General features: G+C 54.4%; 12 protein-coding genes. 10 read left to right on the top strand and 2 right to left on the bottom strand.

Annotated elements, in window-relative coordinates:
• The first annotated feature begins 185 nt into the window (after nucleotides 1-185).
• The 6 genes from KVT34_RS27870 to KVT34_RS27845 all read left to right on the top strand — a co-directional run bounded on the left by KVT34_RS27870 (nucleotide 186) and on the right by KVT34_RS27845 (nucleotide 7,418).
• The gene (locus tag KVT34_RS27870; protein WP_217562973.1) at nucleotides 186-1,700 is read left to right on the top strand and encodes a M23 family metallopeptidase; all 1,515 of its coding nucleotides are present in this window, start codon (nucleotides 186-188) and stop codon (nucleotides 1,698-1,700) included.
• Between the two features lie 147 nt (nucleotides 1,701-1,847).
• A complete protein-coding gene (yycF, locus tag KVT34_RS27865) occupies nucleotides 1,848-2,582 on the top strand; it encodes a response regulator YycF (protein WP_009673491.1) in 735 nt (244 codons plus the stop codon).
• Between the two features lies 1 nt (nucleotide 2,583).
• The gene (gene walK / locus KVT34_RS27860; protein WP_217562972.1) at nucleotides 2,584-4,416 is read left to right on the top strand and encodes a cell wall metabolism sensor histidine kinase WalK; all 1,833 of its coding nucleotides are present in this window, start codon (nucleotides 2,584-2,586) and stop codon (nucleotides 4,414-4,416) included.
• Nucleotides 4,413-5,699: a YycH family regulatory protein gene (locus KVT34_RS27855; protein ID WP_217562971.1), complete on the top strand. Its 1,287-nt coding sequence runs from the start codon at nucleotides 4,413-4,415 to the stop codon at nucleotides 5,697-5,699. Before walK ends, KVT34_RS27855 begins: the two co-directional genes overlap by 4 nt.
• 102 nt (nucleotides 5,700-5,801) lie before the next feature.
• A complete protein-coding gene (gene yycI, locus KVT34_RS27850; protein ID WP_217562970.1) occupies nucleotides 5,802-6,566 on the top strand; it encodes a two-component system regulatory protein YycI in 765 nt (254 codons plus the stop codon).
• A gap of 45 nt (nucleotides 6,567-6,611) precedes the next feature.
• Nucleotides 6,612-7,418: an MBL fold metallo-hydrolase gene (locus KVT34_RS27845; protein ID WP_217562969.1), complete on the top strand. Its 807-nt coding sequence runs from the start codon at nucleotides 6,612-6,614 to the stop codon at nucleotides 7,416-7,418.
• On the opposite strand, the gene KVT34_RS27840 is transcribed toward KVT34_RS27845, so the two are convergent.
• Nucleotides 7,387-7,599: a nitrile hydratase subunit alpha gene (locus tag KVT34_RS27840; protein WP_217562968.1), complete on the bottom strand. Its 213-nt coding sequence runs from the start codon at nucleotides 7,597-7,599 to the stop codon at nucleotides 7,387-7,389. The two genes, KVT34_RS27845 and KVT34_RS27840, sit on opposite strands and share 32 nt — an antisense overlap.
• Before the next feature lie 172 nt (nucleotides 7,600-7,771).
• Between KVT34_RS27840 and KVT34_RS27835 the strand changes: the two genes are divergently transcribed.
• The 3 genes from KVT34_RS27835 to KVT34_RS27825 all read left to right on the top strand — a co-directional run bounded on the left by KVT34_RS27835 (nucleotide 7,772) and on the right by KVT34_RS27825 (nucleotide 9,769).
• Nucleotides 7,772-9,010, top strand: a complete 1,239-nt coding sequence (locus KVT34_RS27835) for a S1C family serine protease (RefSeq protein ID WP_217562967.1) — start codon at nucleotides 7,772-7,774, stop codon at nucleotides 9,008-9,010.
• Between the two features lie 19 nt (nucleotides 9,011-9,029).
• Nucleotides 9,030-9,197: a CxxH/CxxC protein gene (locus tag KVT34_RS27830; RefSeq protein ID WP_084706695.1), complete on the top strand. Its 168-nt coding sequence runs from the start codon at nucleotides 9,030-9,032 to the stop codon at nucleotides 9,195-9,197.
• A gap of 164 nt (nucleotides 9,198-9,361) precedes the next feature.
• On the top strand, nucleotides 9,362-9,769 hold the full coding sequence (locus tag KVT34_RS27825) for a DUF4878 domain-containing protein (RefSeq protein WP_217562966.1): 408 nt from the start codon (nucleotides 9,362-9,364) through the stop codon (nucleotides 9,767-9,769).
• 82 nt (nucleotides 9,770-9,851) lie between these two features.
• Here the strand turns inward: KVT34_RS27825 and KVT34_RS27820 are convergent, their stop codons facing one another.
• Nucleotides 9,852-11,378, bottom strand: a complete 1,527-nt coding sequence (locus tag KVT34_RS27820) for a gluconokinase (RefSeq protein ID WP_217563002.1) — start codon at nucleotides 11,376-11,378, stop codon at nucleotides 9,852-9,854.
• Nucleotides 11,379-11,770: 392 nt separating this feature from the next.
• On the opposite strand from KVT34_RS27820, the gene rlmH reads away from it, so the two are divergent.
• Entirely contained in the window at nucleotides 11,771-12,250 is a 480-nt protein-coding gene (rlmH, locus tag KVT34_RS27815) for a 23S rRNA (pseudouridine(1915)-N(3))-methyltransferase RlmH (protein ID WP_009673450.1), read from the top strand.
• The last annotated feature ends 191 nt before the right edge of the window (nucleotides 12,251-12,441 follow it).

Genomic DNA, 12,441 nt, shown 5'->3' with positions numbered 1-12,441 from the left:
CAACCCTGATTTATGAGCTTCTTCCAGACCGTTCCTAATAGTGGAAGCCCTCCGTTTTCTTGAAACCGCAAGAGAAGGTGTGGTAAATTATTAAGGAAGTTTTATGCGGTGGTAGAGTTGGAGATGATCGGCAGGGCCTATCATTCTCGTGCCACGTAAAGAAACAAACGGATAAGGAGAAGGTTATGAAAGGTTTTAAAGCGGTAGATTGGGCCAGGAAGTTGTGGAAACAAAGCCGGGCTCAGTGGCATAGCTTGACCGGGAATAAAGCGGAACCTTCCACCGAACTTGCGGCTGGTCCGGCAGGGCGGGGAAAAGGGTTCTTCCTATATAGCGTCAGTTCCATAGCAATAGTCGGATTTTTAACCGTTAGCGGTCAGCAGTATGTCAAAGCGAATCTCGCGGACATTTACCCGGTCAAAGTCGGTCAGGAGACACTCGGTTATATCAGTTCGAAGGAAGTTTTGCAGGAGTACAAACAAGAACGTGAAGAGAAGCTGGAGAAGCAGTATCCGGATGTACATATGGCATTACCCGACATCGAAGAACCCAAACCGGAGAAAGCTTTCTTGAAGAAAACGGACGATGAGAAGGTGCTCGCGCTGCTTGACGAGAAGCTGAAGCCTATCGCATCCGGTGTAGAACTGGTCATCGAAGGCAAAACGTATGCGATCGTCAAAGATCAGGCCACGGCCGACCGTGTGCTGGCGGAGATCAAGAAGCCCTTTGAGCAGAAGGAAAAGGAAAGCAAGGTCGCCGTTCTGTCGGCGGACGGCAGTCCGGCTGCGGCTCCGACCACGGTCGAGAAGGTGGAATTCGTGCAGCAGGTCAAAACGGAGGAAGCCGTCGATATCCAGCCTCAGGATGTGATGAAGCCCGAGGAGCTGATCGCCAAGATCAAGACGGGCGGCGTGCAGCCGACGAAGTATACGGTGGTAGCCGGAGATTGTGTGGGCTGCATCGCCCAGAAACTGAACATCCCGAAGCAGGTGATTTACGACAAGAATCCTTGGATTCATGACGATATGATCCGCGAAGGCGATGTGCTCGATCTTACGGTTATCCAGCCGGCTCTGTCCGTCAAGACGGTCGAGAAGATGGTGGAGAACGAGGACGTCCACTTCGAAACCGAAGTCGAGACGGACCCGACGATGAAAGAAGGCATTGTGGAGACCATCTCTCCGGGCAAGAACGGGTTGAAGCAGGTCACGTATGAGCTGACGAAGATTAACGGCCAACTGACCGACGAGAAAATCGTCGGAGAAGATATCATTGAACAGCCGGTAACGGAGAAAGTAAGAAAAGGTACCAAGGTTGTAAAAGGGGAAGGCACAGGGACATTCGCATGGCCGGTTCTTTCTCCATCCATCACCTCTACGTTCGGTACACGTTGGGGCAAGATGCACAAAGGCCTCGACATTGTAGGCAATCACACGATCATGGCGGCGGACAACGGGAAAGTGGTATCGGCCGGTTATAAATCGGATTACGGCAATTATGTTCTTATCGATCATATGAACGGGTACGAAACGATGTATGCTCACATGAGCAAGGTAGAAACCACTGCCGGCACCATCGTGGAAAAAGGAGAGCAGATCGGTGTCATGGGGAGCACGGGCGACTCGACCGGCGTTCATCTTCACTTCGAGATCCATAAAGGCGGCGGCCTGGAAAATCCGCTGAAATATTTGAACCGGTAAATCGCGATGCGAATCGCCTATTCATAGACGGAAGTTTTTAAGAGAGATGTAGCCTCCCGGGCGGGGGGCTATGTCTCTTTTTGCGTACAGGTATGCTACAATAAAAGGGTATGGTTTTCTAGGTGAAGGACAGGTGATGAGAGAGACATGTTCGGCACAAATGGCAAAATACTCGTAGTCGACGACGAACAACCGATTGCAGATATATTGAAGTTTAATCTGGAAAAAGAGGGCTACCAAGTCGTCTGCGCTTATGACGGCGGAGCGGCGGTAGAGCTGGCTTTTTCCGAACGGCCGGATCTTATTCTCCTCGATCTGATGCTGCCGGTCAAAGACGGTATGGACGTGTGCCGAGAAATCCGCGCGAGGCTGAATACGCCTATTATCATGTTGACGGCCAAGGACACGGAGCTGGATAAAGTGCTCGGTCTGGAGATGGGGGCGGACGATTATGTGACGAAGCCTTTCGGCAACCGGGAGCTGCTTGCCCGCGTCAAAGCACATTTGCGCCGCCAAAGCAAAACCACGCCGCTCGGACAAGCGGAGCCGGAACCGGAGGAAGCCAACGGAATCCGGCTTCACGGGCTCTTTATCGACAGTGACATGTATGTCGTCTACCGGGACGGAGAACCGCTGGATTTGACCCACAGGGAGTTCGAGCTAATCCACTATATGGCGAAGCACCCCGGCAAGGTAATGACGCGCGAGCATCTGCTCCAGGCCGTGTGGGGCTATGACTATTACGGCGATGTCCGGACGGTGGACGTCACGATACGGCGTCTGCGCGAGAAGCTGGAGGCCGACCCAAGCAAACCGGAGTACATCGTGACCCGGCGCGGGCTCGGTTACATGATGCGGGGAACGAAAAACGGAGGCTTCTGAGATGAAGGTGATCCGGTTTTTCCAATCCATCCAGGCGAAGCTGATTATTATTTACGTCCTGCTGATCCTGATCGCCATGCAGCTGATTGCGGCTTATTTCTATCAGACGCTCGACAGCCATTATAAAAATGAATTCCGCGATTCCATCAACAGCCAGGCTACGCTGATCGCGGGGCTGGTGGAAAGCCAGTATTTGAACGAGCCGAAAAACAGCGATACGAAGAACTTGTCGGAAGAGCTGACCTACTTCGTTAACAGCCTGTTCGCGCCGGGAAATACGGAAATACAGATTATCGACGCCGGCGGGGTTGTGCTCAGCACGTCGCTGGAAGCGAATAAACAGATCGTGAATCAGAAAACGACGAAGACGGAAGTGACCCGCGCTCTTCAGGGAATCCGGGATAACGACCGCATGTTCACGGACGTGGACAATACGCGCAAGTTCGCGACGGCCAAGCCGATCGGCAGCGGCGTCCGCGTGCTGGGCGCGGTATATATCGTCTCCTCGATGGAGGATCTGTACAAAACGATGTCCAGCATCAACCGGATTCTTATCGTGGCGACGCTGATCGCTCTTGCTTTTACGGCGGGGCTGGGCGTTATTCTGTCCGGCACGATCACGAAGCCGATCAAGGAAATTACCCAGCAGGCGACGGCCGCCGCCGAAGGGAATTTCGACCAGAGCGTGAAAGTGTACGGCAAGGATGAGATCAGCCAGCTCGGCCATACGTTCAACTTCATGATGAACCGGCTCAAGGAAGCCATCTTCATCAATGAGGAAGAGAAGGAGAAGCTGGCCTCGATTCTGACGAATATGAACGACGGGGTGGTCGCCACCGACGAAGCGGGGCAGATCATCCTCATGAACCGCCGGGCGATGCAGATCCTCCAGGTTAAGGAGGAACAGTCCGCACAGCGGCACATTTCGGAGCTGCTGGGCCTCACCCGTGAGGAAATCGACCAGTACGTGCACGGCGAGCGCAACACGACGCTGATCGATGTGCCGCTGCCGGATGACGAGGACGTGCAGACCGTGCGTGTGACGTTCACGACGATTCACCGCAGGGGCGACGGCGTAACCGGAGCGATTGCGGTGCTCCAGGACGTCACCGAGCAGGAGAAGCTCGAGCAGTCGCGCCGGGAGTTCGTCGCGAACGTGTCTCACGAGCTGCGGACGCCGCTTACGACGATCAAGAGCTACCTCGAGGCGCTGGAGGATGGCGCGATGGAAGACAAGCAGCTTGCTCCGCGCTTCCTGAGCGTAACGCGCAACGAGACCGAGCGGATGATCCGGCTCGTGACGGATCTGCTCCACTTGTCGCGCCTGGATTCGAAGCAGGCGCTGCTCACGAAGGAGCAGACCGACATCGCCGACATGCTGGAGGAGGTAGCGGACCGCTTCTCCTTCCAGCTGCGACAGAAGAGCATCCGGATCCGCATTGTGGCGGAGCCGGGAATCCGTCCGGTGGCGCTGGATCGCGACAAGATCGACCAGGTGCTGGACAACCTGGTCTCCAACGCGATCAAATATACGCCGGACGAGGGAGCCATCACCATCTATGCCCGGATGGCGGAGGGGGGACAGCTCGAAATCTCGGTGCAGGATACGGGCATCGGGATTCCGAAGAAGGATCAACCGCGCATTTTCGACCGATTCTACCGGGTCGATAAGGCGCGCTCCCGCAACATGGGCGGCACCGGCCTCGGGCTCTCGATTGCCCGGGAAATAGTAAAAGCCCATGGCGGCGCCATGTCTCTGGAGTCCGAGCCGGGGTCCGGCACGAAAGTCACCTTTATGCTGCCGGTCCTGCCGGAGGAGGAGAATGCGTCATGATAGAGAAGCTGAAGTCGGTCACGCTGACCGTGCTGATTCTGCTGAGTCTGCTGCTCAGCTATCTGCTGGCGTACAGCACACCGAACTACGAGCCGCTGCCTCCTTCCGAATATATTTCCAGCGAACTGGAAGGAACGAAGGCGAAGCTGGAAGATCTGCTGTTCCCGGATCAGATTGTGCTGCATTTCGGCAATCAGCAGCATACCGTCCTTTATCCGGATTCCACTTCGTACTCGACCATTTTCGAAAGCGTCAAACAGCGCAAAATGGAACGCTTCCGTAAAGTTACCTTGAACCAGGAACGGACGAACTGGGACGAAATCCGCGAGAAGCAGGAAGGGGTCGAGGTCCGCTTCCGGGACGGCCTTCCGCTGAGCGTGCTGCAGAATACGTTTCAGATCAAAGGGGATATCCCGGACGATACGGAGCTGATTACCCGGATCTGGATTTTCGCGAGCAGCGATAAAAAATCCGCCGGGACGTACTTGTTCACGGACTCCTCGAATACGGCTTTCGAAGTGCTCGGGGCCGATTTTACGGCGAAGGATGTAGAGAACTTTACGGCGATTGCCGGCACCAACCCTCCTTATACGGCGGCCTCCGGCGGGGAGTACTATTTGCCGGTCAATCCGATTCCGGCGGCTTCCTATGACTTCGGTTACAAGGAATTTCCGACGGAGAAGCTGAAAAGCAGCCTTTTCGCAGACCCCTCCTTAACGAGGAACCTCAAGGACCGGGACGGTTCGCAGATCTACACGGACGCGAAGCGGGGGCTGCAGATTAACCAGGAAAAGAAGTGGATGAAATATACTGATCCGCTTGCGGTAACGGACAGCAAGAACAGCATCAAGGAAAACCTCGATGCGGGTGTGCAGTTTATTAACCAGCACGGCGGCTGGAACGGGACTTATACGATCAGCAAGCCGCAGCAGCAGCACGCTTTTTCGAATCAAATGTTTGTTTTCCGGCAGGTGTACGACGCGTTCCCGATCCTGACCGAGCAGAAGGAAGGCTACGGGGCTATCTATATTACTCTTCAAAAAGGAGTCGTCTCCAACTACGAGCGCTCCGTCGTTTATTCCGATTTGAAACTCATCAACCAGCAGAAAAGCGAGCTGATCGGCGGCGAGGCGCTGAACGCGAAGATTACAAATCATCCGAAGCGCTACAATATCGTGAACGTGTTCCCGGCTTACCGGCCGACGCTGGGCGTCAAAACCGTCAATCTGTCCCCCGTGTGGGCGATCGAATTTAAAGACGGGACATACGAGTTTTTCCGCTGAGTGTACAAGGAGTTTTTTTAGAAGCTCGAGAATCAAATCAAGCAGATGAGGCGTTCACGCGTCACGAGTATCTATTATTTTTACGGGAAGGAGGCTGCGCAGTTGAACTGGGGAAGAGCCAAAACCATTCTCATTCTTTCGTTTTTCTTTCTGAATGTGGTGCTGGGGTATCTCGTATGGACAGGAAAAGCGAAGCAGACCGAGCTGGCGACGGATATGACGGGCGTGCTGGAGGAGACGAACAAGCTTCTGAAGGGAAAAAGCATTCAGCTCAGCCACGAGCTGCCCAAGGAAGCGCCGAAGCTCAAGGAAATCACGTTTAAGTTCGTGGAGTCTTACCAGCCTAACGTCATGCTCAAGCTTCAGTATCCGTTCAAAATCGCCAGCCTCCTGAACCGGATTTCTCCGAAGGACGATTTGCCGAAAACCGACATTCCCAAACTGGACGCGTACAAGCACGACCCGATACTCAGCAAGAAAGGGATGTACGTGCTGAACCAGATGTACAACGATTATCCGATGTTCGATGTTCAATTAAAGCTCTATGAAACCGATGCACAAATTACCAGTTACCGGCAAGCGTATGTTGAAGTAGAATCAGGTGGAGAGGACAAGGAGCAGAAGGTGATTCCGGCTTATATTGCGGTGCGCAGTCTGGTGGAGAAGTTTCTGCTCGACGGTTCGGTGATTACGGATGTAAGGCTCGGTTACCATGGGCAATTGTTTGATTCCCAGACGCAATATATGGTGCCGAACTGGCGTGTCACGATTAATAACGGCGATATTTATTATGTGCATGCTTTTAACGGGGCGGTAGAAATGCAGACGGCTTCGGCGGAAGATGCAGCTGCGGATACTAAAAAGTAATCCGGTCTTCCGGGACGGGATTTTACGATAGAGGAGTTAACGCTTATGGGTTTACGATTTACGGTGCTCTCCAGCGGTTCGACGGGCAATGCGACCGTTATCTGCGACGGGGAAACAAAGCTGCTGGTAGACGCGGGACTCAGCGCCCGGAGAGTCGAACAGCTTATGAAGGAACGGGAGGTCAGCGGGGATCAGATCGACGCGATTCTGGTGACCCACGAGCATTCGGACCATATTAAGGGCCTTGGGGCCATTGCGCGGAAATATGATCTTCCCGTCTATGCCAATACCAAGACTTGGGAAGCGCTTGATAAACATATCGGTACGATAGTGGAACCGAACCGCCGGATTATGGAGACGGGCACGGAAGAGTACTTCGGGAACATCCGGGTCGAGTCTTACGGCATTTCTCATGATGCTGCGGAGCCGGTAGGATATTGCTTTCACAGTGGAGGCCAAAAGCTCGCCATGGCGACGGATCTGGGCTATATGAGCACCAAGGTCAAGGATGTCATCGGGGATTCCGACGCCATTATTTTGGAAGCGAATCACGACATCGAGATGCTGCGGATGGGGCGTTACCCGTGGAACATCAAACGCCGGATTCTGAGCGATCTCGGCCACTTGTCCAATGAGGCGGCCGGAGAAGCGCTGCTGGATATTATGACGGCCCGTACGAAAGCCGTGTATATGGCGCATTTGAGCCAAAATCATAACCTGATGGATTTGGCCAGGCTTACGCTGAATAGTGTATTAGAGGACCGGGGCGTCTCCCTCAAGGAGCGCAATATCCGGTTGATGGACACGTATTTTGACCGTCCTACGAAATGGGAGGAGCTGGGTACGGACTGAAGCTGTTATCGAGCTTGTCCATCCGGTTTTGAAGCTCCTGCGTGGTTATTACGCCCTTATCGATCAGAACATCGATGAGAGCGGTAAGAATGAGCGAATTGCGGTAATGGTTTTCCTTGAGATCGGCTAGCTTGCCGATGAGCTGGACTTCATCCAGGTGGGTGCGGATACGGTTATTCATGGAGGGTAGCTCCTTTACGGATTAGTGGGCCGTCCTTGGTCTAGCATTCTTATAAACCGTTTACTATTATTGTAGGCTGTTTGGCCCGGAAACATTCCTGTTTTCTCCGTGTTTTCCCAAATGAAATGCAAGATGTACAATAATCCGCCGATAGAGCGAGAGGTGTGATCGCGTGAGTTTGTTCGATGACGATTTCTATTCTACGAAGCAGCGCAAGGATCGGCGGAAGCAGGAGGAGGGGGGCTGGTCGAAGGGAAAGCCTTTCTCCTCGGCAAACAGCCCTCTGACGGGTCTGAGAGGGCTCACGGACCGCGGAAGCCGCACAGTATGGCTGGCAGGAGGCGCGGGAGCCGTGATCATGCTGCTCGTCGTCCTGCTCGTGCAGGCGCGGGCCGGCACCGGCAGCGCGAAGCCGGCGGCCCTGTCTCCCAAGCAGATGGAGGACTCCTACAACAATGCGGTCGTTCAAGCCGCGGAACGGGTAAAGCTGGCCATCGTCAGTATCGTCAATCTGCAGCAGAACGACAAGAACGAACTCAAGCAGACGGGCATCGGGTCCGGCATTGTGTTCGAGAAGAACGGCTCGAAGGTAAGAATCGTCACGAACTACCACGTGGTAGACGGCGGCAAGCAGTTCGAGGTTTATACGGCGTCCGGCGAGAAGAAGAAAGCCGAGCTGCTCGGCAAAGACCAGATCACGGATCTGGCCGTGCTGGAGACGGACGCGTCGAACTTGACGTCCATCGCGGAATTCGGCGACTCCGGCAGCCTGAAAGCCGGAGAAACCGTCATCGCGCTGGGCAATCCGCTGGGTCTCGGCTTCTCGCCGACCGTCACCAAGGGCATCGTTTCGTCGCCCAAAAGGTCTATCCCGATCTCGTTCGCCATGGACGGCCAGTACGATTGGGAGATGGAGCTGATCCAGACGGACGCCTCCATTAACCAAGGCAACAGCGGCGGCGCGCTCGTTAACCTGAACGGTCAGGTCGTCGGCATCAATTCGCTGAAAATCTCCGATATGGGCGTCGAGGGCTTAGGCTTCGCCATCCCTATCAAGGATGCGGAACCTGTGATCCGGTCGCTGATCGACAATCACAAAGTCATCCGCCCGCTGATGGGCGTGTCGACCCAGGAGCTGCAGCTTTTTCAAGGGACGGAGGAGCTCAAGCTGCCTGCCGACGTGAAGAGCGGCCTGATCGTCATCGAAGCTTCGGGACCGGCCAAGAGCGCGGGTCTCAAAAGCGAGGACGTCATCGTGGCGATCAACGGGAAGAAGATCGTGACGACCGTCCAGCTCCGCAAATTTTTGTATAACGAAAGCAAGATAGGGGATAAAATTGAAGTTGCGTATTACCGCGAAGGAAAGAAGCAGAAGACTGAGCTGACGCTTGCCGAAGCGGGAGAGAATTAAGGGAAGAAGGGGCCGAGCAATGTATTCCGTCTGTAAAGAGCACCTGGAGCTGGCCATTGACGTATTCGTGGACGAATATGAGGACGCACCGGACATCGTGGATTTGGGCAAAGTGAAGTTCGCCGAGTGGGAGCCTCCCGCTCATTGCGAGCACTGCAAGGAGAAACCGCAGTATCTGGTCGTTTGACGAGTTGAAAAAGAGGCCTCTGTACAAGGTTCGCTGGAAGCGAGCTTGGCGCAGAGGCCTTTTTGGTGTGGGGAAGTGTAAAATATAGCGATGTAATTTGAGAAAACTTGCGGCTTCCAATATGATAGAATATGGGAAAAATTTCTTGTTGAAGGAGTGTTGGGTTGAAACCTTTCTTAGAAACGTATAAAACAATCATGGTTCCTTCTACTGCGTTTTTTATTTTCGTCCTTTTAGGGATGGGAATTTTATTTTTTAAGCAGGATGCTTCCACTGAGGCAAAACGAAGCGCAAATCGGTATTTGACGGCAGTTATCAAACATAATGCGGAGGCGGTTGAAGAGAACGTGGTCTATGATTTGACGCTTACTCCTAAGGAAAAGTCAGACTTTAAAAATTACATTTGGACCAGTGATATCAAAGACTTTGAAATAAAAGACGCGCTCTTGTCAGAACCGGGCAAGTATGAAATGAGGGTTCTTATCATGAAGGAGGCCAGTCAGGAAGAAAGCAGGATTACGGTTGTAAAGAGGGACAGCAAGTGGAAGGTATTCATAAAAAAGCCCGATTAAATAAACCAAGAGACCGTAAAGACAAAGAAAATTGTCCTGTACGGTCTCTTTTGGTTTCTTTTGAAGCCTTTAGAGTAATGGCTTACTTGGTGGTCGTGCGGCGCTGATACTCCGCGATAATCGAGAACTCCTGCTCCAGCTTGCGGTAGACGCGGTCATAGAGATAGTAGAGCTCAATGTACGTAGGCGAAATCTCGATGTTCGGCTCCTGGCGCTCGGTAATCGGGATGAGCTTGTTCACGTCCTCCAGACGTTCCAGCGCGCCTACGGCGTACATAGCGAGCACGACGGCGCCGAAGCTGGAGCTTTCATGGCTCTTCGGAATGTGAACCGGGTAGCCGAACATGTCGGACATGATCTGACGCCATTCCGGGGAGCGGGCGAAGCCGCCGGACGCCCGGATTTCCGTCGCCGGACCGGCCAGATCGCGCAGGGCGATGCCGATGCCGTAGACGGCGAAGAGAATGCCTTCGAGCACGGCGCGGATGAAATGCGGCCGCTTATGATGCAGGCCGATACCGAAGAAGCTGCCGCGCGCGTCCGCGTTCCAGTACGGCGCTCTTTCGCCGGAGAGGAACGGCAGGAAGAGCAGGCCTTCGGAGCCCGGTGCGACTTCCTTGGCCGCCGCGATCATGACGTCATACGGATCGCGGCCCGTGCGACGCGCTTCCTCGACCTCCGGCCAAGAGAACTCGTCGCGGAACCAGCGGAGCATAAGGCCGCCGTTGCTTGTGGCCCCGCCGATGACCCAGTGATTCTCCGTGAGCGCGTAGCAGAACGTGCGCTCTTTGGAATCGGTCATCGGCTTGGGCACAACGGTGCGGACGGCGCCGCTTGTCCCGATCGTGAGCGCGACAACGCCGGGCTCAACCGCACCGACGCCGAGGTTGGCAAGCGCTCCGTCGGCTGCGCCGACGACGAAAGCCACCTCGGGATCGAGGCCAAGCAGATCGGCGAATTCTTGGTTCATGCCGCGCATGATGTGAGTGGTCGAAACCAGCTCGCTGAGCTGATCCTCGCGAATACCGGCGATGCGCAGAGCGTCCGGGTCCCAGCTCATGGTGTTCAGGTTGAAGAGGCAGGTGCCGCCTGCGACCGAATGATCGACCACGTAGCGGCCGAAAAATTTGTAGAGAACATATTCCTTGATCGATATGTATTTAACGGCTTTCTCGAAAATATCCGGACGCTCTTCCTTCAGCCACATGATCTTCGGAAACGGGGTCATCGGATGGATCGGGATGCCGGTTTTATGATAAAGCATGCTGCTCAGATTCTCGTCTTTCAGGCGCTGTACTTGGGCCACACTGCGGTTGTCCGCCCAAATGATGCTGTTCATCAGGGGACGTCCGTCGGCGTCCATCGGAATGACGCTGTGCATCGCCGTGCTGAAGCCGATCGCTTCGAGCTGCTTGCCGTCGATGCCTGCGCGCTGAATCGCTTCCTTAATGGATTGAAGTACGGCTTCGAACATCAAGTCCGAATCCTGCTCCGCCCAAGAAGGCTGCGGTACGGCCAGCGGATATCCGGCTTCCCCGGCTCCGAGGAGGGTTCCTTTTTCGTTCGTGATGATGGTCTTGGTGCTCGTCGTTCCAATGTCAATTCCCATGAAATAGGTCAATTCTAGTTCACCTCTGCGTCGGTATGGTCGATCTCCTTGCCTCAATGGTCAGCATCTCTATCTTCATTATAAGGCTTATCGGGCAGACTTTCGAAAATACAGCCCTTTTTTATCTGTTCGGTGGCTGCAAACCGCACTCCAAGAGGGTTTTTCCGCGGCAGGAGCCCTGCTGGAAATTACCCCCTACTGGCATCATACCTGCTTGGGGGGAAACGTCAAGTGTGTTTTTTTCGGATCGGGCGGCGTGAAAATACGGGAAATGGCCGGACGGGTGTTTTTCGGAATGGGGTAGGTTGGATTCGGGTTGGATTCAGGTGGGATTTGGGGTACAGTAAGGGAAGATTAAGCCAATGACCGGTAAAAAAAGGAGCGACTTCGCCATGCACATCACGATTGCCTCTGTCGGCAAACTGAAAGAGAAATACCTCGTCAACGGGATTGACGAGTACGTTAAACGCCTTGGCCCGTATGCCAAGGTGCAGCTTGTGGAGGTGCCGGACGAGAAGGCACCGGAGAGCATGAGCCCTGCGGAGGAGCAGCAGGTGCGGGCCAAAGAGGGCGAGCGGCTGCTGGCCAAGCTCGCCCCGGACGCTTACGTCGTGGCGCTGGCCATCGACGGCGAGATGTGGACAAGCGAGCAGCTGGCGGGCTCGCTCGATAAGCTGGCCACCTATGGGCGCAGCCAGGTGGCCTTCGTCATCGGCGGCTCGCTCGGGCTGTCGAGCGAGGTGCTGCGCCGCGCCGACGCGAAGCTGTCGTTCGGGCGCATGACCTTGCCGCACCAGTTGATGCGGCTGGTGCTGGTGGAGCAGGTTTATCGGGCGTTTAAGATAAACCGGGGGGAACCTTATCATAAATGATGGCGAAAAATTTGGCATCACAAGAAGGCTATAGAGGCCTTCAAAAGTGTGATGGAAGGTGCTATTGAAATATGTTATCCCTCTAGAGATAGGCTTTAGGGGGATTTTTGTGACCAGATACGACAATGTTTTCCAAATTCGTAATATGATTGTGATACGTCTAGGTGGCCTTCCGTGCATGTTATGTAAGC

The organism is Paenibacillus sp. GbtcB18, from assembly GCF_019091125.1.
Classification (GTDB): domain Bacteria; phylum Bacillota; class Bacilli; order Paenibacillales; family NBRC-103111; genus Paenibacillus_F; species Paenibacillus_F chitinolyticus.
This window is presented reverse-complemented; position numbering and strand designations above follow the sequence as displayed.